Raw genomic sequence first — 26,290 nt, 5'->3', positions numbered from 1 at the left:
TCATAAACTTTCGGTTTTATTCGTTTCTGCTGTTTCTTTTTTATCTTTTTTATCTTTATCATCTTCATCATCATCGTCCATTAGCCCTTTCGTTGAACGTTTGAATTCCGCGAAAGTCTTGCCGACGGCCCCCCCGATTTCCGGGAGTTTTTTCGGCCCGAAAATAATCAGCACGATGACCAAAATAATGATTAAACCTGGCACACCGATTGAAGCTATTCCACCCATATCTTTTCCTCCTCACGAATTAAACTAAAGAACCGCCTTCTTGGCTGTATTTGATGACACCTTCTGCACAGCGGTATGCCAGCGCACCGACTGTACCGGTCGGGTTATAGCCGCCGTTGTGCGCAAAGTTCCCGGCCCCGACAACAAACAGGTTCTCCATGTCCCAATGCTGCAGGTAATTATTGACCACACTGGTATTCGGGTCCGCACCCATGATGGTGCCGCCCGTGTTATGCGTCGTCTGGTAAGGAACGATATCATAATCGGAAATCGGCGCTCTGCCGACGACCGTTTTCGCGCCCATTTCCTGCATGATTTCAGCAGCTCTTTCCGTAAGATATTTGTGCAATGCACGGTCCTGGTCAGTGAAGTTATACGTCAACTGGAGAAGCGGCACTCCGTAAGCGTCTTTATATGTCCCATCGAGCGTCATATAATTATCGCGGTGCGGTATCGATGCGCCTTGCCCGCCCACCGACAATGTACGCGTATAATTTTCAATGGAAGCTTTTTTGAATTCAGCGCCCCAAGACGGTGTATCCGGCGGCAGCGGGTTTGATGCGATCGGACGGGAGCCGGTTTGTGTCATGGAAAGGCTGGCCCCATGGATAAAGTCAAGGTCGCCATGGTCAAACGCATCTCCGTTGAAGTCATCGATGGTCATGCCGAGCGCTCCCGCTCCCATGAAGACATTCATCTGTTCATCGAAAAACCCCGAAGCCCCTGGCAGAATTTGATATGCGTAGTTTTTCCCGAGTGTTCCATTCCCTGTTTCGGGATCATACATTTCGCCGATTTCCGACACCATCAGCAATTTAGCGTTGTTCAAGACATAACTTGTCAACACGACCACTTCAGCTGGCTGGATAAATTCCTCGAACGTCACCGTATCGTAATAACGGACCCCTGTGACCCGGTCGCCTTCTTTCATCACTTCCACCACATTGGCATTGAATCGAATATCATAATTCCCGGTTTCACGCGCTGTCGGCACAACCGTGATTTCAGGTGAAGTCTTGGCACCGTACTCACAGCCGAAGCGTTCACAGAAGCCGCAATACTGGCACGCAGCGATTTGCTGGCCGTCCGGATTCTCGTAAGCTTCCGAAAGGTTCGCAGAAGGCATCATGAATGGCGTGTATCCCAAATTGCTGGTGGCGGTTTCAAACTTCTGCAACAACGGTGTCTTTTTCATCGGTGGCGTCGGATATTCCGAAGAACGCGTGCCCCAGAACGGGTTTTTGTCCTCCCCTGAAATACCTGCTGTCTTTTCGAATTTATCGAAATATGGCTCGAGTTCATCATATGTGATGCCCCAGTCCTGCAAGGTGTATTCTGCAGGCAGCTTATTCGCGCCGTATTTATCATCCGTCATGGACTTGATTTCAAAGTCATAAGGCAAGAATCTCCAGTTCTGGCCGTTCCAGTGAGTACCGGCGCCCCCTAGCCCTTCACCTAACAAGAAAGAGCCCATCTGCCGCATCGGCAACGCCCGCTGGTTGCGGGAATTGCGGAACGTAATGGTTTCTTTCGATAAGTCTTGCATCAATTCGTAGCGGATGGCATAGCGGTATTCGTCGTGGACCATTGAATAATCCGCAGTCGAACGTTCCTGCCCACGTTCAAGCCCGATGACTTTCAATCCCTCTTTTGCACATTCGGCAGCGATGATGCCGCCAGTCCAGCCAACTCCTACTGTCACTACATCCACTTTATCCAGTGTTGTCGCCATACGTACTCCCCCTTCTTATTTAAGTCAGCATATCTCCTACTGAGTGCGGATCCATTTCCACAAAGTCTTCGCTCTCAATTTCATTGATATAAGATGGACGGTGTCCCGGGAACCCTTTCATGCGCCAAGCTTCCATGTTCTGGTTGCCCCCGTAAATCGGATCGGCATACGCCCCATTCAATGTCGCCTGCCGCAAAAGACGGAAAAAGAATTGGGCATTGGCTCCTTGCATTTCTACTTCACCATCTTGGAAAGCTGTCAAGATTTCGTCCATCTGCTCACCTTCAAGGTCGACGAAGTTAGCTTCGAAGCGGCTTTGCGCTTCCTGCTGCATTTTTTGCAAACCCTGCCTGAACAATTCATTTCGTTTCAGACGGCTTTGGTAGCCTTGGGTCGCTTCGCCTTCCGCAAACGGCGGCTGCATATATTCGCGCGAGTTCTCACCATAGCTGCCTGCAAGCTGATGATCGATGAAAAATGGGACACCAAGCCCGATTGCGCCCGGCCCCAAATCATCTTCGGGGAAAATCCGCTCCGTCGCTTGCTGCAAAACGGCGAACTCTTGTTGATTCTTGAAAAACTGCAACCCGCGTACAGCTTCAGTCGTTCCTCCACCGCCGCTTTGGCCAGCTTCTCCGCCACTAGGAGCCGCTCCGTCCTGACGGGTGTTTGCACCAATCACCCCACCAATAATTCCTCCACCGACGAGAGCGCCTGCCGCAATCCCTGATGTCTTCAGGAAATCGCGTCTGGAAACATTTTTCTTCTCTGCCATCTCATGCGCCTCCTTATATTATAGAAAATTATGAATACACAGTAACTATACCCCACATTATATTCTTCTTAACGCTGATTTCAATAGTTTTCTGACTATTCATTGAAAAAAGGTATGAATAATAAAAAAAAAAAAAACCCTTGCATAAATGCAAAGGTGAACATAAAAAAAGGCCGAGGGAATGGTCACCTCGGCTTTGTAGCTTAAAAGATATTAGTCTAGAACTTTGATTGTTACGTTTTTACGGCCCCATTTCAAAGCTTCGCTTTGTGTCGGGATGAATACGTCGATTTTGTTTCCTTTGATTGCTCCGCCAGTATCGCCAGCGATTGCCGTTCCATATCCTTCAACCCATACTTTTGAACCGAGTGGGATAACGGATGGGTCAACTGCGATGACTTTTTGGTTCGGGTTCGAACGCAAGTCGATTCCTGTGCGCGTGATTCCTGAGCAGCCTGCGCAATAAGCTGTGTAAGCTGTCGCGGATACCGTCATTTCTTTACCTGATTGCGTAGAAGCTGCTGCTGGTTTAGCGGCTGCTGGAGCGCTTGCAGGCGTTGGTGCTGCCTGAGTAGATTTCGGTGCTTCTTTAGCTGGAGCTTTTGCTGCCGGTGCTGCTGCTTTTGCCGCTGCACCTTTAACTGCGAATTCTTGTCCAGGGTAGATCATGTGGCCGGAAATATTGTTCCAGCTCATCAATTGATCCAATGAGATTCCGTGAGCAGATGCGATTTTGAACAAAGTGTCGCCGCTTTTAACTGTATAGGTAGATGATGAGTTCGATGATTTCTTAGCTGCTTGTGCTTTTCCTTCAATGGAAAGCGTGTCGTTCGGGAAGATCAAGTCTGATGACAAGTCATTCCAGTTTTTAAGATTTTGTACAGAAACGTTCTTTTCTTGCGAAATTCCCCAAAGAGTGTCACCTGACTGTACTGTATACGATGAATTAGCGCTTGCTGTTGTAGCTGCGCCTACACTTAATGCCGCGATTGCCGTTAGTGTAACGATTTGCTTTTTCATAATTGAAATTCCTCCTTTTCACTAACACAAGACACAGCTTAACATCTCCGCATTGCAAGAACATGACAGGACGACCGTTTAAACTTAACAATTACATTACGTCATTCTTTAAAATATGACAGGATGTAATAAATCAGAACATTCTTTCACTTTCAAGAGAAATAGAGCTTTTCTGCCTGCTCCCCTTTTTTTCTATCATTAATAGCGATAGGATGGATTAGCCTCCCTTTGTTGGGGAATAAATAGATACAGCCATATTCATTTAAAAGCATAGCTTTCAATTTAGGAGGAACTCACTTGAAAAATGTCACGATCGTTTTTTGGATTTCGATTGCCATCTGCCTGGCCATGGTCGCTTGGGGATTTTTCGTGCCTGAAAACTTCCAAGCGCAGACAGGTGCGCTCACTTCATGGATTTCATCCACGTTCGGCTGGTATTATCTAGCTTCCGTGTTTATTATCCTCATCTTTTGCCTTTATTTGATTTTTTCCAGGTTTTCCGATATCAAGCTCGGGAAAGCCGGTGATGAACCGGAATTCAGCTTGGTTTCCTGGTTCGCGATGCTTTTTTCCGCCGGGATGGGCATGGGGCTTGTTTTCTGGACGACAGCTGAGCCCATTTCACACGCTTTCCTCAGTGCACCGCGTTCTGAACTTGGTTCGGATGAAGCTGTCAAAGAAGCCATGCAGTTCTCGTTTTTCCACTGGGGCATCCATGCTTGGGCGATTTACGGCCTTGTCGCCCTGTCCCTCGCTTACGCCAAGTTCCATAATGGGGCGCCCGGCCTGATCAGTGCAACACTCATCCCTTTGTTCGGTAAAAAGCGGATGAGCGGGTGGCTTGGCAAACTGATCGATACGCTCGCCGTCTTTGCGACGGTCATCGGTGTCGCTTCTACACTCGGCTTTGGCTCTGCGCAAATCAATGAAGGTTTATCGTTCCTGTTCGGCACACCGAATACTTTCTCATTTCAATTATTGATTCTTGCCGTTGCCACGTTATTGTTCATCGTTTCCGCTTGGTCCGGTATCGGACGGGGCATCAAGTATTTGAGTAACATCAATATGGTTTTGGCATTCATCCTGCTCGGCATGCTGCTGATCGTCGGCCCGACGCTCTACATCATGAATATGTTTACTGATTCAGTGGGCGGCTATTTCGCCAACTTCCTGTCAATGAGCTTTAACCTGGAGCCATTGAATACTGACCGCCGTGCCTGGGTAGACGGTTGGACGGTCTTTTACTGGGCTTGGTGGGTTTCATGGGCACCGTTTGTCGGCATTTTCATCGCCCGCATCTCGCGTGGGCGCACGGTCCGTGAATTCATGCTTGGCGTTCTCGTCGTCCCATCTCTCGTCTGCTTTATTTTCTTCTCGGTGTTCGGGGTTTCTGCTTTGGACTTGGAGCAAAAAGGCATCGACAAGATTTCCGAATACAGTTTGGAGACTGCTACATTCGGGGTCCTGCAGCATTACCCGCTCGGCACGGTCATGTCGATTCTGACTTTATTCGTGGTCGCTATCTTCTTCATCACTTCTGCTGACTCCGCGACATTCGTACTCGGCATGCAGACCACAGGCGGCTTATTGAATCCGCCGAACCTGGTGAAGATCTCTTGGGGATTGATCCAGTCAGCCGTAGCGGCAATCGTCGTCTACAGTGGCGGTACACAAGGATTGCAGAACTCATTGATCATTGCGGCCTTGCCGTTCTCGGTCGTCGTCCTGCTGATGGGGGCTGCGTTCCTGAAAGCGGCGAGCCAAGACCCCGTCGCAGTGAAGCAGAAAAAACAGCCCTTGTGATTGAACGCAAAAATGCCCGGCAAGCTCATTCAGCTTGCCGGGCATTTTTTTCGTCCTTTATTTAAATACGCTTGTGCTATGCAAAGGCTGTACTCTGGATTTCGGATCCAAGTAAGATTTCGCATTGTTGATGGCGGTCGGTGCTTCACCGAAGCCGACTGCGATCAATTTCACTTTTCCTTCGTATGTGGCGATATCGCCCGCGGCATAGATGCCCGGTATGTTCGTCTCCATTTTGGAATTGACGATGACCGAGTTCTTCTCCATCTCCAGCCCCCATTCCTTAATCGGGCCAAGGGAAGTGATGTTGCCGTAGTTGACGACGACGTGATCGACTTCCAGGCGCTCTTCGTTGCCTTCTTTGTCTTCAAGCACCAACTCACGGATTTCGCCGTTCTCGCCGACAAGCTCCTTGACGTTGAAAGGCTTCTTCACTTCGACCGTTGACTGCATCATCGTGTCGATATTCGCTTCGTGAGCCGTCATTTTCTCGCGGCGATGGCTCAAGGTTACTTGGGAAGCCACATTTTCAAGCATCATCGCCCAGTCGACCGCTGAGTCGCCTCCACCGAGGACCACGACTTTTTTATCGCTGAACAAGGTCAAATCTTTTACGCCGTAATGCAAAGTCTTCCCTTCGAATTGTTCAGCGCCGTCGACCGCCAATTTGCGCGGATGGAAAGCACCGACTCCAGCCGTCAACAGGATGGCTTTCGAGTAATGCGTGCCTTTGTCCGTCGTGATGACAAAATGCTCATCTTCACGCTCGACTGACGCTACGGTTTCTTCCAGGCAAATCTCGGGATCGCCGTATTTGGCCTGCTCGACCAAATTATCCACCAAATCTTTTGCCAGCACTTTCGGGAAGCCGCCGATGTCATAAATGAATTTATCCGGATACAATTCCATCAATTGCCCGCCGAGCTGCGGAAGGCTGTCCAGCACTTTCACCTTCATTTTGCGCATGCCGCCGTAAAACGAAGCGAACAAGCCGGTCGGGCCGCCGCCGATGATTGTAATATCGAAGATTTCACGTTCTTCCATTTCCAACACTCCTAATCTGATCAATATATCCATCCTACCACATCTATACAGGGTCTCCGCCATTGGACTTATGGCGGAAATCCGAAACAAGCATTTCCATCCCCTCTATTCTATCGTAAACTGAAACAAGGAACCAAATGGAAAGGATGATAAATGTGGATCTTGGATTAAAAGAAAAAGTAGTGGTCGTCATGGCTTCCAGCAAGGGGCTTGGCAAAGCATCCGCCTTGGAATTCGCGAAAGAAGGGGCAACCGTCATCATCTCGAGCCGTAGCCAGGGATCGGTCGACGCAGCAGCCGAAGAACTGCGCACAGAAAGCGGCAACGATCAAGTCCATGCTTTCGCTTGCGACATGTCACAAGCGGAAGACATCAAGCAATTGTTCCAAAAGATCGCCGAACAGTTCGGGCGCATCGATGTGCTCGTCAACAACACAGGTGGCCCGAAAGCCGGCGGATTCGATGCGATGAGCGACGATGATTGGTATGCGGCATTCGACCAAAACTTATTAAGCTATATCCGTACTTGCCGCGAAGTGCTTCCTTATATGAAAGAACAGCAATTCGGCCGCATTATCAATATCTCTTCTTCTTCGACAAAAGAAGTGATCGATGGATTGATCCTGTCGAATACGATGCGCGCAGGCATGGTCGGCTTCGCGAAAACGCTCGCCCGGGAAGTAGCCGGCGACAATATCATGGTCAACACCGTCGGGCCCGGCAAGATTTCCACAGGGCGCATCGCCGAATTGAACGAAGCCATGGCCAAAAAACAAGGCATTACAGCAGACGAAGTATTGAAGAATACGGAAGCGCAGATTCCAAGCGGCCGCTTAGGCGAGCCCGCTGAATTCGCCCGCACAGTCGTCTTTTTAGCTTCTGCTGCCAATTCATATGTCACCGGGCAATCGATCGTCGTCGACGGCGGATTCCTGAAAGCGCTGTAAGCCCCTTATCAGTAGGCAGTAGAGCCAAAAGCCGATATACTAAGGGATGAACCAATTGAAAAGGAGATGTTGTACATGGCGAAAAAAGGCCACATCCACATGGAAAACGGCGAAGTAATCGAATTCGACCTTTTCCCGAACGAAGCACCGAACACAGTTGCAAACTTTGAGGAACTTGCAAACTCTGGATTCTATAACGGCGTTGTTTTCCACCGTGTTATCCCAGGTTTCGTTTCCCAAGGCGGCGACCCAACCGGAACTGGCATGGGCGGCAGCGGCAAGACAATCAAATGCGAAACAGACGGCAACCCGCACAAGCACCAGCCAGGAAGCCTCTCCATGGCTCATGCCGGTAAAGACACTGGATCAAGCCAGTTCTTCATCGTCCATGATTCACAACCGCATCTTGACGGCGTACACACAGTCTTCGGCCAGGTAACAAAAGGCCTTGAAACTGCAAAAGCCATGAAAAACGGCGACAAAATGGAGAAAGTCCACGTCTTTGACGCTGAATAATCCATTATAAAAAACGTGCCCCTGCGGCACGTTTTTTTGTTTTGCTGGAATTTAGGGAGTTGACTGTAAAAGATTAAATGATTAATGATTCAAGATTAATGATTAAGAGATTTGAAAAGCTTCCGCTTTTCGACTGCGTTTCAGGGGGCTGCTTGCCGTGGGGCGGGTGCCCGGCCAACGTGCCGCAAAGGACGCGCCACGTTTGTCTCGCCAGCCCGCGCGGTCCCACAGGCGTCAGCCCCCTTCCACTTCGTCTCCTAGTTTTAGAGCAGAAAATCGTTTCTTCAGTCCTCTTAATATAAAAGGTTAAAACGCATCATATTCTATAGCTTGTTTCAAACAGGCCAAGGACTGAAGTGTTACGGGTCTCCATTTGCCAAACAAAACAACAGACTTTCCCGTCTTAATACCAACCTGTCAGACACCCTGTCTCAAGAAGCGACTCCCCCACTAGCCGGCAACTATATATAGAAGCAGATCGATTTCATCAAGCATAAACAATGAAATCTCCAAGCCGCCGAGCGCCAAGGGTGAGCCGATGCAATAAGACAGATGCTCTTTCTGGCTTATTGCAAGAGGCCATCCCAAAGCACGGCGGCGATTGCCAATGTGAAGCTCAACGAGAAAACCGAAACACTTCCGCAAGCAAACCCTCGCTATCTTGTTTCAACCGCCACCCGGGAAGCGATTCCCCCATTAGCCGGCAACTATATATAGAAGCAGATCGATTTTATCAAGCAGTAAACAATGGAATCTCCAAGCCGCCCAGCGCCCAGGGTGAGCCGATGCAATAAGACAGATGCTCTTTTCTGGCTTATTGCAAGAGGCCACCCCAAAGCACGGCGGCGATTGCCAATACGAAGCTCAACTCAATCCTCAGGAATAGGTCCGCTCGAAATCCCTCGCTGTCTAATTCCAGCTTTCAAGCCAAACAAAAAAAGCGCGCCCAAGAGGCACGCTTTTCTACTCTTATTTATAATACTTTACTCAAGAACGCTTTCGTCCGTTCGTGCTGCGGATTACCGAACAATTCCTTCGGCACGTTTTCTTCGACGATATAGCCGCCGTCGATAAACAGTACGCGGTCGCCCATTTCCGCTGCAAAGCCCATCTCGTGGGTCACGACGACCATGGTCATCCCTTCCCTCGCGAGTTGCTTCATTACATCCAGCACGTCCCCGACCATTTCCGGGTCAAGCGCTGAAGTCGGCTCATCGAATAACATGATTTTCGGGTCCATCGCAAGCGCCCGCGCAATCGCGACACGCTGCTTCTGCCCGCCGGACAATTCGCCCGGGTAAGCTTTCGCCTTTTCGCGCAAGCCGACCTTATCCAGCAATTCGTAAGCTTTCTTCTCAGCCGCCTTTTGGTTGCCTTTTTTCAATTTGATCGGTGCCAGCGTCACGTTTTCCAGCACTGTCTTATGCGGAAACAAATTGAACTGCTGGAACACCATGCCGACATCTTGCCGCACTTTATTGATATCGACTTTCGGATCGGTAATATCCGTTCCTTCGATATAGACATGCCCGCCCGTAATATCTTCAAGACGGTTCAAACAACGGAGAAACGTACTTTTTCCGGAACCCGAAGGGCCAATGACGCAAATGACTTCCTTCTCCTCAACAACGGTGCTCATGTCTTTGATGACTTCCAAATCTCCGAATGATTTTTTGAGGTTTTCTACTCTGATCATACTCATCGCAATACAAACTTCCTTTCCACAAAGCTCGCGAGCATCGAGAGCAAGTAAATGACGACAAAGTAAATGATGCCGAGGATCAAGTACACGTTAAACGCGTCGAATGTGGCACTTGCCTGGATGCGCCCTTCCTGGGTCAAATCCGCTACCCCGATAACCGACAGGAGCGAAGTATCCTTCAAGGAAATGATCGCCTGGTTGGTAATCGTCGGGAGCATTCGCCGGAATGCCTGGGGCAAGATGATATGGCGCATAGTCTGCGTCGAGCCCAGCCCGAGCGACCGCGCCGCTTCCGTCTGTCCTTTGTCGATCGACTGGATTCCCGCCCGGATGATTTCCGAGAAATAGGCCCCGGCGTTGATCGCGACGGTCACGATTCCGGCTGTCGTATTATCGAGTGAAAAGAACCCGAGTGAATTCAAGCCGAAGTAAATGAAGAACAATTGGACGATGAACGGCGTCCCCCGGATGGCATCGACGAAGATCTTGGCGATCCAGTTCAAGACTTTGAATGGCGCCAAGCGCAGCAATGCGACAACCAGCCCGACCAAGAAGCCGATGACGATGGCAATGCTGAAAATGTATAGCGTAACTTGCAAGCCTTCCATTAAATACGGAAAAGCATTGATGATTGTTTCCACCTTCAGTTCCCCCTTGCATAAAAAAATGCAGCGCGCGAATGCGCGCTACATGATTTTATTCTGCGATGTATTCATTTAAGATTTCATCGTATTCCCCGCTGTCGCGCAATTCCTGCAAGCCCGCGTTGATTTTCTCGAGCAAGTCCGCATTTTCGCCTTTCAGGACAGCAATTCCGTAGTTATCACCTGTCAAACGCTCTCCGGCTATTTTCAATGCTAGGCCGCTTTCCGCGATGGCATAGGCGATGACTGGATAATCTTCAAGAAGAACATCGGCGTTGCCGTTGGATACTTCCTGGAACATGGATGGGCTGTCTTCAAACTGGGTAATTTCATAACCGTACTCATCCTGGTTGTCGCGGGCGAATTGAGCTCCGGTCGTGCCGCTCTTCACCGCAACTGTCTTGCCTTCCAGGTCGTCCAATGATGCGATTTCACTATTGTCTTCTGCTACGACCAATGAAATCCCAGCTTCAAAATATGGATCCGAGAAATCGACAATTTCCTTGCGCTCGTCCGTGATACTCATGCCGGCAATCGCAACATCCAATTGCCCGGCTTGAAGCGCCGGAATGATGCCCCCGAAGTCCATCGGGTTGAACTCGATTTCGAAACCTTGGTTCTCTGCAATGGCGTTGATCAAATCGATATCGATCCCTTTATACTCCCCGTCTTCTTCAAATTCGAATGGTGGATACGTGGTGTCGATGCCGACACGGTATGCTTCCCCTTCGCCTCCGCCAGATTCACCGCCGCCGGATTCTTCTTCCGAACCGCCACACGCGGCAAGCACTGTAAGAACTGCTAGCAATAATGCTAATAAGGTCCATTTCTTCATTAATAAACATCCCCCTCTATTCTGTAATGGTCATTCTACTGACTAATATATCACAATATTCATAAATTCAGAACCTTTCGAATGAAATTTACTAGGATAGAGGATGTATGTTTGCGCCTAAATGACTAGCCTTATTGACTGACCGCACGTTTTTTATGAAGCCGATAAAACAAACGGAAATTATGGGTGAGCGTCTTCAGGACCGCATAGGCCGGAATCGCGATTAAAATCCCGATGAAGCCATACAAGGAACCTGCAACCATCAACAATAAGATGATCGTCAAAGGATGGACATGGAGCCGATTCCCCATGACGTTCGGTGTGACGAGATTGCCTTCTAGCTGCTGGACCACCAACAGCACAAGAACGACTTTAAACGCCATGAACAATCCGTCGTTCAAGAGGGCAACGAAAATCGCCGGGATGATTCCGATGATGGGCCCGAGAAACGGGACAATCACGAGGAACATCGCGAAAACCGCGAGCGTCAAAGCATACTCAAGTCCGATGATCAAATACCCGATGTACATCAAGACACCGATCACCGCCGCGACAATCGCCTGCCCGACCACAAATGTCGACAAAGTCTCATCCAAATCTTTCAATAGCTTCTTGCCTTCCGGTTTATGGTCTTCCGGGAGGCGCCTGACGGAATACAGGATGAACTTATCATCGTCTTTCAAAAGGAAGAACAAGATGAATGGCACCACGATCAAGACGATGGCCGCATTCACCAGCATCCCAAGAATATTGATGACATTCTCAAATAAATTGCTCGAGAGGCTTTCGGCATAGCCGTAGATACGGTCGCTGATTTCCTGCCCGGAAATCCCGCCGAATTCAAATCCTTTCAGGAGGTTATTCGACTCCGAACTCATTTCTTCTACTTTTTCGGGCGCTAAATCCGCCAGGCTTTTCCCTTGATCGATTAAAGTCGGCCCGAAAAAATAGACGAGACCCGCAAATACCAGCGCGATTACCGTAAAAACAATCCCGATGCCGGCGATCTTCGGCATGCGGCGCGCAAGCAAGCGGACCAATGGCCGCAGCAGGTAATATAAAATCCCGGCGATGACAATCGGCGCAAAAAGCGTGGCGATGATGATGCGGATCGGTTCCCAAATATAGTCCAGCTTGCTGAGTACGTATAAGGTAAGGGCGAGCAATAAAATTCCCGCCGTGTATTCAAAAAATGGCTTTCGGATCCACACTTGCGGACACTCCTTTCGAATTTGCTTCCACCTTTGAACCATAGACGAGAAAAAGCGAAGGCAGGTGTTTTTCTGCCTTCGCTCGCTCGCCTGATTTATTTGTCTTCTTCCAGTTCACGCAATTCTTTCTGGGTTTGCGGGAAAGCATTTGCTTGCCATTCTTCACGGTAAGCGGAATCCAATTGCGTGAGTCCTTGTTCACTTGAATCTTCGATGGCGTAGACACTTTCGCGCTCATCGATTTCTTTACTGTTGTGCATGTCGATGTCTTCCTGTACACGGACTGTGTTTTTTTCTTGGTACGCTTTGTAGACGAAAACCCCTGCAGCTGCTGCCAAGGCGCTACCCACTACTGTATTCATCGTTGACTTCTTCATCAGAATCCCTCCAAAATAATGCGTCTTTCTGTTACTTCTTTTCTGTATACCCTGAATCCCCGTTTTTAAGCAAACAGGAAATTTTTTTACTGGAGACTTTCCTGGCCATTGACCTTTGCCGGCTACGCATAGCGCTCCATCTCTCTCAATTGCTCGCGCATCTTTTCCCCGACACCTGAAGCAGAGGCGGGATTTTGCCCGGTGATGAGGCGCCCCGATTCAATGACACATGCTTCAAGCGGCAGCTGGGCGATTTGGACAAGCGCGCCCCGTTCTTTCATTTCATGCTGCAAGGAAAACGGAATGTCTTTATAGAGGCCGAGCATCTTTTCTTCCAGATCCGAAAAACCGGTAGCGAGATGCCCTGATAACAAAGGGCTCCCGTCGGACAGGCGGACATTCAATAAACCGCTTGGCCCGTGGCAGACAGCCGCCACGACGCCGCCTTTTTCGTAAATGCCCGCCGTCATCCGCTGCAATTCCTTGTTATCGGGAAAGTCCCACATCGTTCCGTGCCCGCCGGTAAAGTAGATGCCGGCGTATTCATCGGCTTTCACTTCACCTGGCACCAACGGCCGGTCCAGTTGCCGCTGGATGTTTTTGTCCAAATAATAATGCCGCGTCCGTCCGTGGATCACTGCTGCCGGAAGGCTTCTCGGGTCGATCGGCACTTTTTCTGCTTTCGGGCTGATGATATCGATTTCGAAGCCATCTTTCACTTCGTGGTAGAAATCCGTCAGCTCACGCAGCCACAAGCCCGTCTTTTTGCCGCGACGGCCTAATTCTTTATGATTCGTCACGATAACCGCAATTTTTTTCATGGTATATTCCTCCCCATCCATTCATATTTCTTTCTATTCCCTATCACCTGGAAATTACTCGTATCAGCGGGGCCATAATGTGCTTCCCCTAGAAAAAAGACCTGCATGACTGCAGGTCTTTCAAGTTTCCAATATACGTGTCAAGCTGTCGCGAAACTTGTCGTTGTCAGCTTGCTGGCGCTTTTTCGGCCCTTTCATGCGCCCGCCGCTTTGACGGATTTTCTTGGCGACATGGCGGCCGTGAAGCAATTGTTCGATATTGCCTTCATTGTAAACCCGCCCGTTCTGGTCGATCGGAACGCCCCGTTTCGCAAGCACCATCGCGGCGAGCCCGTAATCCTGGGTCACAACAATATCTCCCGGTTGCACACGGTTCACCAAAACAAAATCGACCGCGTCCGCTCCCTTCGATACCGTCAGCGTCTCCGCTCCTTCGCGGTACATCTCATGGGACGTATCGCAAATGAGCAGCACCGGCCAATTGAAGCGCTCGGCCAACCCAATTGTCAAATCGACTACCGGGCAGCCATCTGCGTCAATAAGAATTTTTGCCATCGGCTTCCTCCCTCACCAGTTCATCGGCCAATTTTTCAGCGGCCCTTCTGTACAGATTGCTCTTATGGACAAGCGATGCAATGAACAGCACTTTCGAAAGCTCTCCGCTTTCTTCGCTTTGCGTATCAGCCACTGTCTCCGCCTGCCGCTCGAGCTCTTCCTTGAATGCGGCATGATTATCCCGCTGGAGTGCGAGATAAGTTTCATAGAATACGGATAGATCCAGCTCCTGCGCCTGTGCTTGTTCGTTCACTTTCTCCAGCACTTTTTTAACGTCGTTGATGGATAGCGTACTTTTCATCTGGTAAATCAAGCTAATGAGCATAATATGGTCGGGCGTATATTTTTTATGCTGCACCGGATAGAATAATTTCCCTTTGGCATAATTATTGATCATCGTTTTCGTCAATATTTTATCCTCTGGATACCTTTTCGTATCATGGAAGGCCGTTTCGAATAATTGGATGACCTGATCCACGTATAAATCGATTTTCGGGATGTCGCTTGTGCGGATTTGGCTGTCGAGCGCCAATTGGCTAATGAGCCGATCAATACTTTCCATTCGCTTCACCTCAACTTCTATTTCTTCATTTTACCCCATGATCAAAAAGGCGACAAACTTGCCCCTCCCGATCAATACATATATCATTATATGTAGTTTCAATAACTACGTATCAGGAGGTACAGATTTATGACTGCATTCATCCGAGAGCCTTTCAACGCTTTATCGCATTTGGCGGGATCCTTACTGTCGTTCATCGCGTTACTCGCCATGGCCATCAAAGCCGCCTATTCACAAGCTCCTGCCGCACATCTCACCGCGGTGATCATTTTCGGCATCAGCTTGATCCTGCTTTATACGGCTTCCACGGTCTACCACACGGTAAAGGCGCGCCCCGGGGTCATCGCTTTTTTCCGTAAACTCGACCATTCCATGATTTTCTTGTTGATTGCCGGCTCCTACGCGCCGTTTTGCTTGATCGCGCTTGAAGGCACACTCGGCTGGTCGATTTTCGCCATTGTCGCCTCGCTTGGCATCAGCGGCATTCTCTTCAAGATGATCTGGTTCCATTCCCCTCGCTGGCTGTCGACTGCCATCTATATCCTGATGGGCTGGATCATCATCTTCGCAGTGGGCCCGCTCGCCTCCAGCCTGCCTGCTGCCGGCTTATGGCTGCTCGTTGCCGGCGGCCTTCTGTACACGGTCGGCGGTGTCATTTATTGGCTCAAGCCGGACTTCCTGTCTTCGCGCTACCTCGGATTCCATGAAATTTTCCATATTTTCATCTTGCTCGGAAGCACTTGCCATTTCCTTGCTGTTTACTTATATGTGCTATAACTAAAAAAAGAGCCGCTCTCAACGAGAACGGCTCTTTTTTAATGATCGAGTGCGTCGAGCGCCTGCATCAGGTTAGCGTAGACTTTGATATTCTTGAAGTCGATGCCAAGCGTGACCGCGGTCTGCGCAATTTCAGGGCGTATTCCGGATAGAACAGACTCCACGCCGATGATTCTCAGCGAATCCATCAGTTGGAACAATTGATGGGCCACCATCGTATCGACGATCGGCACCGCTGATAGATCGATATAGAGCGTCGTCAATTGCTGCTTGGCACTCTCTTCAAGAGCCGTCTCCAAAATCACTTTGGCGCGGTATGTATCGATCCCCCCGACCAATGGCAGGATGCCCACGCCTTTACGGATCGGAATGACCGGGCTGCTCAATTCGTCGATCACTTCCTGCTGGCTCGCCAGCAATCGTTGATGTGCCTCGTGGTGATGGCGCGCGAAGCTTTCGATGATGAAGTCGAACATATCATTCAACATTTCGCTCCAGCGCAAGGCATCCCGACTGTCCGCTTTTTCGACTTCCTCAAAAAATTTGCGTACATAATTCCAGTAAATCCTGCGCAATTGCCCAAGATACTCCATCACTTCATATAGCGGGACGGATTGCTGGGCACGTTCTTTAGCAATCGTCGAAGACCAATCTTCAACATAGGCAAGCGATTCTTCTTTATCGTGGATAAAAATCGCAGTGACTGCCTCGATAAAGCCAAGCGATTCCTTTCTCAGCTTCTCTACCGTGTCTTCGGAAGCCGTTGCGGAATATACGGTATTCGAATGGCTGCTGCGTGTTTCGAGCCATTCTTCAACCATGGATTCCTTGTTTTTTAGAATGAAATTATGTAGCTCTCTGCTAATTTCTCCCATAATGTATGCCGCTCCTTTTTCTAACTTGTCCCTATCATCTTATAAGATAAGACAATCGAAAAGCAAATTTACCTTCTCCGGATGCAAGCGCCAGGGTTAAAGTGATAAGATGAAACCAAGGAAAGGAGACTGAATAATGGCATCATTCGAATCTGAAAAACAGGACTATGCAGAACGCCTCTACAAGGCATATGAAAACCGGCAAGCTTTCGGGAAAGAGCAAATTCCCGAATCGCTCAATCCCCGCCTGGCCTATGAGATACAGCAGGCGGTGACAGCAAAAAAAGCACAGAACGGGGAACCGCTGGCAGGCTATAAGATCAGTTTGACGAGCCCTGAAACGCAGCAATTGTTCAGCTCCGAAAAACCGCTATACGGGGCATTGACCGCTCCTGCCATTTCCGGCAATACCATTGAACTGTCTTCCATGCTCTCGCCATTGATCGAAATCGAATTGATATTCCTCATCCAGGAAGACATCGATGCCGCCGATTCAACAGCGGCGATTCTTGAAAAGACATTGGTGGCACCGGGCATCGAAGTTCCAGACTCGCGGTTCACAGAATGGTTCCCGAACATCAGCCTCGGGCAGGTCATCGCAGACAGCGCCGTAGCTGGCCGCATCGTTGTCGGGAAACCTGCACAGGGCCGCTCTTACGATCAGCTGGATCAAGTCCGCGGCGAATTGTTCCTCGATGGTGAACCGATTGCTTCGGGAAGCTCATCTGAAGTCCTGGGACACCCTGTGAATGCCATCAAATGGCTGGCTGCCGAACTCGAAGAGCACGGCTCAAAGCTAAAGCGTGGATTAACCGTATCGTCCGGTACATTCATCTTGCCGAAGCCACTCCAAAAAGGGCGTTACGAAGCGAGATATGAAGGAATCGGCACTGTCGAACTGACCGTCCATTAAGAAAATCCCCGCCTGCAAAAGCAGACGGGGATTTTATGTTCCTGCAAAATGGAGACTCTTACAGCAAAAAACCATTCTTTTTCGCATCGAACATCAGCTCTTCGCGGAATTTCGGGTGGGCGATATTGATGAGGCGCTTCGCCCGCTCCGCAAGGGATACGCCGTGTAAGCGCGCCATGCCGTATTCCGTGACGATGTTGTCGACATCGTTTTTGCCTGTCGTCACGACCGATTGCGGCGCCAAGTTCAGTTTGATGCGCGATAAGCTCCCGCCTTTTGCAGTGGACGGCATGCAGATATAGCCTTTTCCGTTTTCTGCAAAGCGAACGCCCCGCGCGAAATCGACTTGGCCGCCGCTTGACGAATAATATTTTCCGCCTACTGTTTCAGAAGCGCATTGGCCGTACAAATCGACTTCTGTCGTCGCATTGATCGAGACGATATTCTTTTCTTTGGCAATTTCCCGCGGATCGTTGACGACACTCACCGGAAGCATCTCCACCGCTGGATTGCCATCGATAAAATCATATAAATTCTTCGAACCGTAGGCAAAAGTCGCGACAATCTTTCCAGGGTTCGTATATTTCCGGGTACCGTCGATTGCGCCTGAGTTGACCAGGTCCGCTACGCCGTCCGGCAGCATTTCCGTGTGGATCCCCAAGTGCCGATGGTCTTTCAGCATGCTGATGACCGCATTCGGCACCGAACCGATGCCGATCTGAAGCGTATCGCCATCTTCAATATCGCCGATGATCGACGAGGCGATCTGCATGTCAATCTCGCTGATTTCACTGACCTTCTCTTCTGCAAGCGGTGCGTGGTGCTCCACATACCCTGCAATTTGGCTGATGTGGATCTGGTTGCGGCCGAAAGTGCGCGGCATATGTTCATTCACTTCCAGAATAAACGGCACTTTGCCGACAAATTCAGCGACATAATCGGCTTGCGTGCCGAAGGTGAAATAACCGTGTTCGTCCATCGGCGAAGCGACTGTCATGATCATCGACATCTTCGTCGCTTTTTGCAATAGGCGCGGCATCTCGTGGAAATTATTCGGCACCAGGTCCATTTTCGCTTGCTGGTACACTTTGCGGGTCGCGCCGCTCAGAAAATAAGAAACATGCTTCAGCTGTTCCAACTCGCCTTTGATATAGCTGCGTTCACGCAAAGCAAGCATCTGATGGATTTTCACACCCTGCAATTGATCCGCCCGTTCTTCCAATATATCCAATAATTTGATCGGTTCACCATTGGCGATCGGCACGATGATATCCGCGCCGGCTTCAATCAAATTCACTACTTCTTCAGAATTCAATCTCTTCGTCATACTCTTCACTCCCGCTCCCTTTATTACTGGTAAATATTTTATCACACATCAGGGCGCGCCCCATATTTGCAAACTTTCCGCGAAATTCACTCTTTTCTGGCAACAATGAAAAGCCTAAGCGCCCGTCTAGTCCCGACAAGCGCTGGAGGGCATGTCCGCAATGGCGCTCTTCGCCATTGCCGGCATGACCGAAGCGACTCAAGGGGCTGGGCGCTGAAGTCTGGACAACAATGAAAAGCGCAAGCGCCCGCTTAGCCCTGACAGGCATAAGACAGACCGGCGAAGCGTACTTGGCCGCGCAGCCTGGGTTGACTTATGACCCGAAGGGCTGGGCGCTGGAGTCTGGGAAAACAAAAAAGACGCAGATTATTTTCCGCGTCTTTCTTTGTTTGTTTTCATTGTGAAAAATAAGCCGCCAACGCCAAACGCTATCATCAGCGCCCACAGAACGAGCAACACGTATGAACCGATTCCCGAGTCGCTGTTCATGACAGAGTATAGCTGCAGAAGAAAAAATCCGAGACTGAAAAAACCAAGCAAGCCGAAATACAGCAATCTGGATTTATAACTGAATTTATTCATCGTTACGGCCCCTTTTCTTTTCGGTTTGCTTTTTCTCCAAATGAATTTTCGTCCATACGAGGGAAGTCAGCAGGATGAGCTCGAAAATATTCGTCACGGCAGCGCTGTCAACCGGAATCGTCACGCTGCTGCCAATGCCCATAATCACTGCACCGATAAACATCCATGCCCAGCTCGCCTTCTTCCAGACAATGGCGCCTGCCGCCAGCAGCGCCGCCGATACCAGCACGATCATCCACGGCGGGCCTGAAGCTTCTTCAGCCGACGTGTATTTCAGAACGCCATATTCCCTGACAGGCTCAAGCTCCGTGCCCCAGGTCACTTGCCAAATCTCAATAATGACGAGAAGGACGAAGAAAGCCCACGCGGCATATAAAGCCCACGATTTATTAGCCCATTTCACGCCCGCCTGCCGCACAGCACCGAGTGAATACAATGCCAAGGCCGGCGTAAAGAAGGCATGTATCCAGAAACGCAGCGCGTTAAGGTTCTCCAATAGCGCACCTTCGCCGATAAATTTCCCAAGCGCGATGATCCCGTTATCGTAAACGAGCCCGAGCACTACGAAATAGGCAAATGCCATCAAGGTCCATTCTTTTTGGCTGGCTGCCGCCCATACGAGCAGCCCGATATAAGCTGCCGTGAGCAGCAGGAACAAAATCAAGTCCATTCAATCACCTTCCGGAATTTACCTGTTAGTTAATAAATTCACCTTCCGTCCGGGTTTTAAACGTTTTACGGAGAAACAGCTTATTTAATGTGGAAGCTCGTTTTGCTGATGCCTTCTTTCATCTTTTCCACTTCCAAAATCGCCGGAATCGCCGCTTTCAATTCCTGCACGTGGGAAATGACGCCGATCATCCGTCCCGACCGCTGCAAATCGACCAACGTCTCGATCGCCTTGTTCAGCGATTCTTCATCCAATGACCCGAACCCTTCATCGATGAACATCGTTTCGATCGATACATTGCCTTCAAAGCTCTGGATGACATCGGCCATGCCGAGCGCGAGGCACAAGGAAGCGTTGAACTTCTCCCCGCCGGACATCGTTTTGACGTCGCGTGTCTGGCCCGTATAGGCGTCATACACATCAAGGCCAAGGCCGCTTTGCTTGCCGCGCGCTTCCTGACGGTCGCTTCTCATCAACTGGAATTGCCCATTCGACAAATGTTTCAGACGTTCATTGGCCGCTTCTAAGATCTGCTCCAAATACTCGATCTGCAAATACCTTTCGAAGGACAGCTTTACATCATTCTGGCCGCGGATCGTATCGTAAAGGTCGACGATGCGCGCTAATTCCGCTTCTGCCTCCGCTTCTTTTGCAGAGGCTTCGGAAACTTCGTCAAAGAATGCCTGGGCTTTTTTCCGGTATTCCTTGGCTGTGTTCAATTCAGAAAGCGCCTGTTCATAATCGGCTTTCAATTCGGCAAGCGCTTGTTCCGCATCCGACACGTCAACACGGTCACGGCCATCAAGTGCACTTTCCAGTTCCGCCGTTTGCCGCTCTGTCGTGTGGCGGTCTTGCTTGTACCGCTCAATTTGCATTTTCAATTCTTCGTAGCGGGATGCTTCCAGTTTGGCCTCATGATAAGCTTCTTTCGAGGCGAAAGCGGATTTCACGAGCGCTTCCTCGAAACGGCTTTCGGCATGGCCGAGCTTTTCTTGCACTTCTTCCACGGACTGCTTGCTATGACGAAGCGACACCGCCGCCTCCGACAGTTGGCGCTCGGTTTTTTGCATGGCGTCCTGCGCTCGTTGCCAAGCCTCTTCTAAGCGGTCTTTCGTTTCCTGCGCTTTTGCGGTCTCTGTTCGAAGCGATCCAAGATCACGGAGCGCTTGCGGAATCGATGTCAGCTTGCTTTCCAATACTGCTTGTGCCGATTCATAGGCGGAACGTTTTTCTTGTGCACTGTGCTGGGCTTCCGCCTGTTGGTTCTTTAAGTTTGATAACTGGTCTTCCATCTCTGCGAATGCCAACTTGCGCTTTCGCAGCTGCTCCTTATCGGATTGCAATTGTTCGAGCTCTCCAGTTAACGAATGCTGCTCAGCCTGTATCGTCTCCAATTGCGCTCCAGCTTGTTCCGCAACTATCGACATTACGTCCAGTTCCCGGCGTTTCACTGCGGCCTGTTCACGGACCGCCGCTTCTTCCGCTTCCGTTTTACGGTATTTTTGCTCGCTTTGTGCCAATACTTGCTTGGCCTGTTCCATCGCTTGCTGGTTTACTGCTGAAGCACTGCCTGGCTGTTTTGCTGGATGGTCGAGGCTCCCGCAAACGGGACATGCTTCCCCGTCGTGCAGATTCGATGCGAGTAGCGCGGCCTGGTTGGCAAACCAATCATGCTCCATCGATTGATAGGCTTTTTGCGCTTGATCAAACTCCGCCTTGTCTTCCGCTGATTGTTCGGCCAAACCTTCAAGCTTTTGCTCCAAGCGCAGATATTCCGCCAAGGTGCGTTGTTGTTCCGCCAACCGGTTCTGGCGGTCCCGCTTATCGTCGAAATGCTCCAGTCTTTCTTCCAGCTGTTGAATCAATGATTTTGTTTGTGCCAGCTGTTGCTCGGCGCTTGATGTTTGTTCATCCGTCCTTTGTAATGACGTTCTGGCGTGAATAGCTGCTTTCTCCAATTGCTGGACAGCTGTACGCTGTTGTTCCAGTTCCTTTACGCCTGCTTCCATATCTTGCAAACGGATCAGCGCTTGCTGTGCGGCTTGACGCTGTCCATGGCGGCTTTCTTCTTCGTCCTTCACTTGCTGCGCCTGCCGCTTCATTTCCTGGGCTTTCTGTTCAGCCGTCTCGCTACGAAGCAATTCTTCGCGTTTTTGGCGTTCATTAGCCACAAGTTCCAGCACCTGCTCTTCCAAGCCGGTGATCATTCCCGCTTGATCGGCTGCTGTGACTTGCTGCTCCCATTCTTTGACGGAAGGAAGTTGTTGTTCAAGTTCCTGCAAACGGCGTTGTTTCGCTTCCAATTCATCGAAGCGCTCGTTCCAGCCTTTCGCTTCATGGAACTCAGCCATTTTTTTATTGTGGAAATCATAGGATCTTTGATAGCGCTCCTGCAGGCCGATGCTTTCCGATTCGTAATGGCGGATTTCCCCTTCAAGCCCTTTAAGTAATTGGTTGCGCTGGAAATCACCTTGCGCGAACACTTCAAAAAGAGCTGATTCACGCTGCGGCAAAGAACCCGCAATCGCCTGCACTTGTTCTTTATAAAGCATCTGCTGTGCTTTGAAGCGGTCCTGCGCCTCGTCTTTTTTCTGTTTGAGCCGCTCAGCAACCAAGCGGTACGGTTCGGTGCGGAAAATCTTCCGCAAAATCGTTTCCTTATTATCGGTTTCGGACGTCAACAGCTTGCGGAATTCCCCTTGCGGCAGCATGACGATCTGGTTGAACTGGGAGAAAGTAAGCCCCAAGATTTCTTCGATGCGGCGATTGAGTTCCGAGACGATTTGCCGCTCGACGCACGGCTTTTCCCCCTTATCGGTCAGCTCGAAAAATTCATAGCGTTCACCGGTCGCGCTTTTATTGCCTTTTTTCACATGGCTCATCTGACGCAGGATGCGGTACGTCTTGCCGTGCACTTCAAAGGTCAATTCAGCCGAAGTGTGGACCGTGTCCTTGGCGAAATCGCTGCGCAGGTTTTTCGGTTCGCTGCGGTCCGATCCGCTTGCCGAACCGTAAAGCGCAAAACAAATGCCGTCGAAAATGCTCGTCTTGCCGGAACCGGTGCTGCCCGAGATGACGAACAGGCGGTTGCCTTCCAAGTCTTCAAAATCGATTTCTTCGCTATCGCGGTACGGGCCGAATGCCGTCAATTTCAATTTGACCGGTTTCATGATTTCACCTCTTCCCGTTCAGAATCCGCCTGCAGGAATTCCTGCAGCACTTCGCCGAACAATTCGGCCGTCTCTGCAGACGGCACATCGCCTTTTACTTCTTCATAAAAAGCGTGGAACAATTGCACCGGGTCCATTTTCCGGCGTGAGCCGAGAGTTGATTCCCCGGCTTCTTTGGCGAAAGTCTTGCGCTGCACATGCATCGCATTCGGATAGACCGAACGCACTTTTTCCATCGGGGACAAAACAGGCGTCTCATCGAGCAAAGTGACGAAAACATAATCCTCGCTTCTCTCATGGCCCATGATTTCTGCGATGGTCCCTTCGACCGAACGCATATCGCGCTCCGCTTCGAACAAACGCTTTTCTACCGAGACTGAACCGTCCGCTGCCAAGTCGACGATATGGAAGCCTTTTCGATGATGCTCTTCCGATATCGAATATTTCAAAGGCGATCCCGAATAACGGATCGTCTCATCCAATACATAATGCGCTTTATGCAAATGGCCGAGCGCTGTGTAATGGAACGGCTGGAAATGCTGCGCGCTGACGTGTTCCGCGCCGCCGATCGCAAGCGGCCGTTCGGAATCGCTCGTATTGTCTTCCTGTTCCCCCCGCGGCGTCACGAATGCATGGCCGACGAATACATGGCGTGCCTCCGGATCCATTTCCGCTGAAATACGGCCGGTGATTGCCCTCATTGCATCGTCATGTGTCTTGACTTCGGGATTTCCGAAAACGTGGCGCACCATCGACGGGTCCGTGTACGGCACCAGATGGAAATGCACTTCGCCCGCTTCGTCCTTTAAAACGACCGGTTCGAATTCAGTACGGATGGGCCCTGCGATATGGAGTCCGTTGCTTTTCAACGCACGGCTGCCGAAATCCAAGCGGCCGGGGCTGTCGTGATTGCCTGCCACGGCAATGACCGGCACTTTCATGTCCAGGACAATTTTCGCGAGCGTATCGTCCAGTAAACGCACCGCTTCTGTCGGCGGCACCGCGCGGTCATATAAATCTCCCGCGATGACTAGCGCATCGGGCTTCTCCTGTTCGATCGCTTTGATCAATTGTTCCAGCACAATCCGCTGGTCTTCTGTCATATGAACGCCCTGCACCAATTTTCCGAGGTGCCAGTCGGCGGTATGGAAAAACTTCATCAAAATAACCCCTTTCCAGCATAAAAAGAATATACGTTCGTTCCATTATACACGATTCGTTTCACTTGTTTCATTCCCCTGTCCGGTATATAATGAGAACAAACGTTCTTATCTGAGGAGGGTTATGATGAAAGCTCAATTATTAAAGGCGTTCAAATACCAGCAATTGGTCGATATGATGTATATCTCAAACGACGGCACCATCAGCAAGCGCCGTGTGAAGATCCTGAAAGTCAGCGGTGATTCGTTCCAGGCTTATTGCTTTTTGCGCCGCGAGAAGCGCCATTTCAAAATCAGCCACGTGCTTTCATGCATGCCTGTCCGCACGAGAGAACGCCAAATTGTCTGAATCCTCCCCCGGCCCCTCTTTCTTTATGCTACACTAAGAGGAAATGGAAAATGGAGGATGAGAATTATGAGACTAACCGTTTACCTTGCAGGCGAAATTCACAGCTCCTGGCGCGAAGAAATCAAAAAGAAAGCATTGGCGCTCAATTTGCCGGTCGATTTCGTGGGGCCGATGGAAGACCATGACCGCTCCGATAATATCGGCGAAGAGATTCTCGGCGAACAGCCGAATGCCATCTTCAAGGACGCCGCGGCATCTAGTTTCAATAATTTGCGCACGAGTGTGTTGATGGAAAAATCGGACCTCGTCATTGCCTTGTTCGGCGAGCAGTACAAGCAGTGGAATACAGCGATGGACGCAAGCTCCGCTTTGGCAAGCCATAAACCACTCATCGTCATTCGCCCTGAAAAATTGCATCACCCGTTAAAAGAACTTTCCCAAAAAGCGAACGCCACCGTCGAAACCTGTGACCAGGCGATCAAAGCTTTGTCCTATATCTTCGAATAACAGAAAGTGCAGCGGCTCAGGCCGTTGCACTTTTTTTGTTGGTGAATTTGAATGGTGGAAAATCAAAGTCGCTTGGCGGTCGCGCTTAGCTGGACTTGATAGCGAAAGTTTTCTTGTAACAAGGTTGCTGAATATTGAATGGAGCTCCATGTTGGTATTCGCCGCCTTGCTTTGGGTTGGCCTCCCGCAATAAGCCAGGAAGAACGCCTGTCTCATTGCGGCGGCTCATCCGTGTCGCTCGGCGGCTTAAAGATTCCGTTATGTGAAGAATGTATAATCAGATCTGCTTCTCTAACCAATTGCCGGCTAACGGGGGGAATCGCTTCCCGAGATGGTGCGTCTGACAAGCCGCTAATTGGGTAAGTTAAATTTATGGGTTTGTTTTGTGGATGAAGACACGTGACCCTCCATTCTTCTACCTGTTTGAAGTTAGCTATATAATAAGATGAATTTCTACATTTCATTTTAAAGGAGCTGAAGAAATGATTTTCCCCTCTAAAGCTAGAGACGGAGTGGAAGGGGGCTGACTCCTGAGGGACCGCGCGGGCTGGCGAGACAAATGTGCCGTGCACTTAGCGGCACATTGGCTCAACACCCGCCCCTCGGAAAGCAGCCCCCTGTAACGCAGTCGAAAAGCGGCAGCTTTTCTACTCACTTTCCTATACTATACTCTTCACGTAGTCCGAGCTATATGGGATGTTCGATTGGAGCGCAATCCCCCATATAAAAATTACTGCTTCCCCTCTCTCGTACTTCACACACTTGATTCCACAAAAAACCCGCCGGAGAAAATTCCCGGCGGGTTTTGTGATGCTGCTTCTATTCCATTATTGATACCATGCCCCGACTACCGGATAATCGTATGGCTCGTTGTTCAAGGCTTTGATGATCGCGATGATCGGCACGATGATACCGATGGCGCCGAACAACAGCAAGAGCGGGAATCCGATCAGGACGACCGTCAACATGCTCGATACAAAGAGCAATGCGCCCATGACCAATTGGAACAACAAAGCTTGAATCGACAGTTTCTTCAATTCATGGTCGTCCGTGACGAACATGGCGACGAAAAAGACGATCACCGGCACAAGGAACGGAGCGAAAAACGCACTGGCGTGGACGAGAATCTTTAGCCCAGTTTTCTCCATTAAAATGACCTCCAGTCAAATTACTTTCTTATCCTTATAT

Annotated in this window: 26 protein-coding genes; 7 read left to right on the top strand and 19 right to left on the bottom strand. The window is 50.0% G+C overall.

Annotation, left to right across the window (positions count from 1 at the left end):
- From tatA to DP119_RS09310, 4 genes are all read right to left on the bottom strand, one after another.
- A complete protein-coding gene (gene tatA / locus DP119_RS09325) occupies positions 1-228 on the bottom strand; it encodes a twin-arginine translocase TatA/TatE family subunit (RefSeq protein WP_112232934.1) in 228 nt (75 codons plus the stop codon).
- Positions 229-247: 19 nt separating this feature from the next.
- Positions 248-1,960, bottom strand: coding sequence for a GMC family oxidoreductase (locus tag DP119_RS09320; protein ID WP_112232933.1), 1,713 nt, complete (start codon positions 1,958-1,960; stop codon positions 248-250).
- Positions 1,961-1,979: 19 nt separating this feature from the next.
- Positions 1,980-2,735: a gluconate 2-dehydrogenase subunit 3 family protein gene (locus DP119_RS09315; protein WP_112232932.1), complete on the bottom strand. Its 756-nt coding sequence runs from the start codon at positions 2,733-2,735 to the stop codon at positions 1,980-1,982.
- A gap of 213 nt (positions 2,736-2,948) precedes the next feature.
- Positions 2,949-3,755, bottom strand: coding sequence for a LysM peptidoglycan-binding domain-containing protein (locus tag DP119_RS09310; protein ID WP_112232931.1), 807 nt, complete (start codon positions 3,753-3,755; stop codon positions 2,949-2,951).
- A gap of 297 nt (positions 3,756-4,052) precedes the next feature.
- Here DP119_RS09310 and DP119_RS09305 point away from each other — a divergent pair, with 297 nt between their 5' ends.
- Complete coding sequence (locus DP119_RS09305; protein ID WP_112232930.1) at positions 4,053-5,558, top strand: BCCT family transporter; 1,506 nt, start codon at positions 4,053-4,055, stop codon at positions 5,556-5,558.
- 57 nt (positions 5,559-5,615) lie between these two features.
- Here DP119_RS09305 and DP119_RS09300 read toward each other — a convergent pair whose 3' ends face one another.
- Entirely contained in the window at positions 5,616-6,602 is a 987-nt protein-coding gene (locus DP119_RS09300) for an NAD(P)/FAD-dependent oxidoreductase (protein WP_112232929.1), read from the bottom strand.
- Between the two features lie 155 nt (positions 6,603-6,757).
- On the opposite strand from DP119_RS09300, the gene DP119_RS09295 reads away from it, so the two are divergent.
- Together DP119_RS09295 and DP119_RS09290 are read left to right on the top strand one after the other, a co-directional pair.
- Positions 6,758-7,549, top strand: coding sequence for an SDR family oxidoreductase (locus tag DP119_RS09295; protein ID WP_112232928.1), 792 nt, complete (start codon positions 6,758-6,760; stop codon positions 7,547-7,549).
- 75 nt (positions 7,550-7,624) lie between these two features.
- A complete protein-coding gene (locus tag DP119_RS09290; RefSeq protein WP_112232927.1) occupies positions 7,625-8,065 on the top strand; it encodes a peptidylprolyl isomerase in 441 nt (146 codons plus the stop codon).
- Between the two features lie 973 nt (positions 8,066-9,038).
- Here the strand turns inward: DP119_RS09290 and DP119_RS09285 are convergent.
- From DP119_RS09285 to DP119_RS09250, 8 genes are all read right to left on the bottom strand, one after another.
- Positions 9,039-9,767: an amino acid ABC transporter ATP-binding protein gene (locus DP119_RS09285; protein WP_112232926.1), complete on the bottom strand. Its 729-nt coding sequence runs from the start codon at positions 9,765-9,767 to the stop codon at positions 9,039-9,041.
- On the bottom strand, positions 9,764-10,408 hold the full coding sequence (locus DP119_RS09280; protein ID WP_112232925.1) for an amino acid ABC transporter permease: 645 nt from the start codon (positions 10,406-10,408) through the stop codon (positions 9,764-9,766). Before DP119_RS09280 ends, DP119_RS09285 begins: the two co-directional genes overlap by 4 nt.
- A 55-nt stretch (positions 10,409-10,463) precedes the next feature.
- On the bottom strand, positions 10,464-11,246 hold the full coding sequence (locus DP119_RS09275) for a transporter substrate-binding domain-containing protein (protein ID WP_112232924.1): 783 nt from the start codon (positions 11,244-11,246) through the stop codon (positions 10,464-10,466).
- Positions 11,247-11,377: 131 nt separating this feature from the next.
- Positions 11,378-12,457 carry an AI-2E family transporter gene (locus tag DP119_RS09270; RefSeq protein ID WP_112232923.1) on the bottom strand — a complete coding sequence of 360 codons (1,080 nt, stop codon included), beginning with the start codon at positions 12,455-12,457 and terminating at the stop codon, positions 11,378-11,380.
- A 95-nt stretch (positions 12,458-12,552) separates the two neighbouring features.
- Positions 12,553-12,834 (bottom strand): hypothetical protein, encoded by a 282-nt coding sequence (locus DP119_RS09265; protein ID WP_112232922.1) that lies wholly within the window; start codon positions 12,832-12,834, stop codon positions 12,553-12,555.
- 122 nt (positions 12,835-12,956) lie between these two features.
- Positions 12,957-13,655: a type 1 glutamine amidotransferase domain-containing protein gene (locus DP119_RS09260; RefSeq protein ID WP_167399209.1), complete on the bottom strand. Its 699-nt coding sequence runs from the start codon at positions 13,653-13,655 to the stop codon at positions 12,957-12,959.
- Positions 13,656-13,775: 120 nt separating this feature from the next.
- Complete coding sequence (locus DP119_RS09255) at positions 13,776-14,210, bottom strand: YaiI/YqxD family protein (protein ID WP_112232920.1); 435 nt, start codon at positions 14,208-14,210, stop codon at positions 13,776-13,778.
- The gene (locus DP119_RS09250) at positions 14,191-14,772 is read right to left on the bottom strand and encodes a DUF1836 domain-containing protein (protein ID WP_112232919.1); all 582 of its coding nucleotides are present in this window, start codon (positions 14,770-14,772) and stop codon (positions 14,191-14,193) included. Before DP119_RS09250 ends, DP119_RS09255 begins: the two co-directional genes overlap by 20 nt.
- Before the next feature lie 129 nt (positions 14,773-14,901).
- Between DP119_RS09250 and trhA the strand changes: the two genes are divergently transcribed.
- Positions 14,902-15,549: a PAQR family membrane homeostasis protein TrhA gene (gene trhA, locus DP119_RS09245; protein ID WP_112232918.1), complete on the top strand. Its 648-nt coding sequence runs from the start codon at positions 14,902-14,904 to the stop codon at positions 15,547-15,549.
- 38 nt (positions 15,550-15,587) lie between these two features.
- Here trhA and DP119_RS09240 read toward each other — a convergent pair whose 3' ends face one another.
- Positions 15,588-16,424: an STAS domain-containing protein gene (locus DP119_RS09240; RefSeq protein WP_101189371.1), complete on the bottom strand. Its 837-nt coding sequence runs from the start codon at positions 16,422-16,424 to the stop codon at positions 15,588-15,590.
- Positions 16,425-16,560: 136 nt separating this feature from the next.
- Between DP119_RS09240 and DP119_RS09235 the strand changes: the two genes are divergently transcribed.
- Entirely contained in the window at positions 16,561-17,337 is a 777-nt protein-coding gene (locus DP119_RS09235; RefSeq protein ID WP_112232917.1) for a 2-keto-4-pentenoate hydratase, read from the top strand.
- Between the two features lie 58 nt (positions 17,338-17,395).
- Here DP119_RS09235 and DP119_RS09230 read toward each other — a convergent pair whose 3' ends face one another.
- The 4 genes from DP119_RS09230 to DP119_RS09210 form a co-directional block, all read right to left on the bottom strand.
- The gene (locus DP119_RS09230) at positions 17,396-18,664 is read right to left on the bottom strand and encodes an acetyl-CoA hydrolase/transferase family protein (RefSeq protein WP_112232916.1); all 1,269 of its coding nucleotides are present in this window, start codon (positions 18,662-18,664) and stop codon (positions 17,396-17,398) included.
- 574 nt (positions 18,665-19,238) lie between these two features.
- Complete coding sequence (locus DP119_RS09220) at positions 19,239-19,916, bottom strand: phospholipid phosphatase (RefSeq protein ID WP_112232915.1); 678 nt, start codon at positions 19,914-19,916, stop codon at positions 19,239-19,241.
- Positions 19,917-19,996: 80 nt separating this feature from the next.
- A complete protein-coding gene (locus DP119_RS09215) occupies positions 19,997-23,086 on the bottom strand; it encodes an SbcC/MukB-like Walker B domain-containing protein (protein WP_112232914.1) in 3,090 nt (1,029 codons plus the stop codon).
- A complete protein-coding gene (locus tag DP119_RS09210) occupies positions 23,083-24,246 on the bottom strand; it encodes an exonuclease SbcCD subunit D (RefSeq protein WP_112232913.1) in 1,164 nt (387 codons plus the stop codon). The genes DP119_RS09215 and DP119_RS09210 overlap by 4 nt, the downstream gene beginning before the upstream one ends.
- A gap of 127 nt (positions 24,247-24,373) precedes the next feature.
- On the opposite strand from DP119_RS09210, the gene DP119_RS09205 reads away from it, so the two are divergent.
- Complete coding sequence (locus DP119_RS09205; protein ID WP_112232912.1) at positions 24,374-24,595, top strand: transcriptional regulator; 222 nt, start codon at positions 24,374-24,376, stop codon at positions 24,593-24,595.
- Positions 24,596-24,661: 66 nt separating this feature from the next.
- The gene (locus DP119_RS09200; protein WP_112232911.1) at positions 24,662-25,102 is read left to right on the top strand and encodes a YtoQ family protein; all 441 of its coding nucleotides are present in this window, start codon (positions 24,662-24,664) and stop codon (positions 25,100-25,102) included.
- An 827-nt stretch (positions 25,103-25,929) separates the two neighbouring features.
- Here the strand turns inward: DP119_RS09200 and DP119_RS09195 are convergent.
- Complete coding sequence (locus tag DP119_RS09195) at positions 25,930-26,250, bottom strand: magnetosome magnetite crystal formation protein family (RefSeq protein ID WP_101189364.1); 321 nt, start codon at positions 26,248-26,250, stop codon at positions 25,930-25,932.
- Positions 26,251-26,290: the final 40 nt, after the last annotated feature.

The organism is Planococcus maitriensis, assembly GCF_003289925.1.
Classification (GTDB): domain Bacteria; phylum Bacillota; class Bacilli; order Bacillales_A; family Planococcaceae; genus Planococcus; species Planococcus maitriensis.
The sequence above is the reverse complement of the archived record's forward strand: the minus strand, read 5'-3'. Positions and strand labels throughout refer to the sequence as shown.

Bases quoted from the DNA above. Each gene is read 5' to 3' on its own strand.
- DP119_RS09290 (WP_112232927.1), top strand. From the start codon at position 7,625: ATGGCGAAAAAAGGCCACATCCACATGGAAAACGGCGAAGTAATCGAA.
- DP119_RS09320 (WP_112232933.1), bottom strand. From the start codon at position 1,960: ATGGCGACAACACTGGATAAAGTGGATGTAGTGACAGTAGGAGTTGGC.
- DP119_RS09220 (WP_112232915.1), bottom strand. From the start codon at position 19,916: ATGGACTTGATTTTGTTCCTGCTGCTCACGGCAGCTTATATCGGGCTG.
- DP119_RS09250 (WP_112232919.1), bottom strand. From the start codon at position 14,772: ATGGAAAGTATTGATCGGCTCATTAGCCAATTGGCGCTCGACAGCCAA.
- DP119_RS09310 (WP_112232931.1), bottom strand. From the start codon at position 3,755: ATGAAAAAGCAAATCGTTACACTAACGGCAATCGCGGCATTAAGTGTA.
- DP119_RS09275 (WP_112232924.1), bottom strand. From the start codon at position 11,246: ATGAAGAAATGGACCTTATTAGCATTATTGCTAGCAGTTCTTACAGTG.
- DP119_RS09215 (WP_112232914.1), bottom strand. From the start codon at position 23,086: ATGAAACCGGTCAAATTGAAATTGACGGCATTCGGCCCGTACCGCGAT.
- DP119_RS09230 (WP_112232916.1), bottom strand. From the start codon at position 18,664: ATGACGAAGAGATTGAATTCTGAAGAAGTAGTGAATTTGATTGAAGCC.
- DP119_RS09285 (WP_112232926.1), bottom strand. From the start codon at position 9,767: ATGAGTATGATCAGAGTAGAAAACCTCAAAAAATCATTCGGAGATTTG.
- DP119_RS09265 (WP_112232922.1), bottom strand. From the start codon at position 12,834: ATGAAGAAGTCAACGATGAATACAGTAGTGGGTAGCGCCTTGGCAGCA.
- DP119_RS09240 (WP_101189371.1), bottom strand. From the start codon at position 16,424: ATGGGAGAAATTAGCAGAGAGCTACATAATTTCATTCTAAAAAACAAG.
- DP119_RS09200 (WP_112232911.1), top strand. From the start codon at position 24,662: ATGAGACTAACCGTTTACCTTGCAGGCGAAATTCACAGCTCCTGGCGC.
- DP119_RS09315 (WP_112232932.1), bottom strand. From the start codon at position 2,735: ATGGCAGAGAAGAAAAATGTTTCCAGACGCGATTTCCTGAAGACATCA.
- DP119_RS09255 (WP_112232920.1), bottom strand. From the start codon at position 14,210: ATGGCAAAAATTCTTATTGACGCAGATGGCTGCCCGGTAGTCGATTTG.
- trhA (WP_112232918.1), top strand. From the start codon at position 14,902: ATGACTGCATTCATCCGAGAGCCTTTCAACGCTTTATCGCATTTGGCG.
- DP119_RS09205 (WP_112232912.1), top strand. From the start codon at position 24,374: ATGAAAGCTCAATTATTAAAGGCGTTCAAATACCAGCAATTGGTCGAT.
- DP119_RS09235 (WP_112232917.1), top strand. From the start codon at position 16,561: ATGGCATCATTCGAATCTGAAAAACAGGACTATGCAGAACGCCTCTAC.
- DP119_RS09210 (WP_112232913.1), bottom strand. From the start codon at position 24,246: ATGAAGTTTTTCCATACCGCCGACTGGCACCTCGGAAAATTGGTGCAG.
- tatA (WP_112232934.1), bottom strand. From the start codon at position 228: ATGGGTGGAATAGCTTCAATCGGTGTGCCAGGTTTAATCATTATTTTG.
- DP119_RS09300 (WP_112232929.1), bottom strand. From the start codon at position 6,602: ATGGAAGAACGTGAAATCTTCGATATTACAATCATCGGCGGCGGCCCG.
- DP119_RS09195 (WP_101189364.1), bottom strand. From the start codon at position 26,250: ATGGAGAAAACTGGGCTAAAGATTCTCGTCCACGCCAGTGCGTTTTTC.
- DP119_RS09260 (WP_167399209.1), bottom strand. From the start codon at position 13,655: ATGAAAAAAATTGCGGTTATCGTGACGAATCATAAAGAATTAGGCCGT.